At 38.6% G+C, this 251-nt stretch carries 1 protein-coding gene; it reads right to left on the bottom strand.

Annotated features, from left to right (window positions below; translation table 11 throughout):
• The coding region (locus R3X26_RS19010) for a transposase family protein (RefSeq protein ID WP_317718871.1) at positions 1 to 209 on the bottom strand (209 nt) is incomplete at its 3' end.
• Positions 210 to 251 lie beyond the last annotated feature (42 nt).

The raw sequence follows: 251 nt of genomic DNA, 5'->3' as shown, positions 1-251 counted from the left end.
GAAGGTACGCCCGATGAAAAATCCCCAAATCGTTTCAGAAAATCCAACCGGCTTTCGCCAAAGTAACTAATCGCTTGCCAATCATCTTGACCGCAAAGAACACCACATATTGTTAACAGAATGATATCAGTTAATTTATGCGCAACCTTGGCTTCTTGTCGGTAATCTTTAATGATATTGAAATGCATGAATGGGTGATTTTCGCTCATAGTTTTGGTTCCAAGTTAATAGTGGAACCATTAGATAATGCT

This window comes from Vibrio sp. TH_r3, from assembly GCF_033101115.1.
Taxonomy (GTDB): domain Bacteria; phylum Pseudomonadota; class Gammaproteobacteria; order Enterobacterales; family Vibrionaceae; genus Vibrio.
The sequence above is the reverse complement of the archived record's forward strand: the minus strand, read 5'-3'. Positions and strand labels throughout refer to the sequence as shown.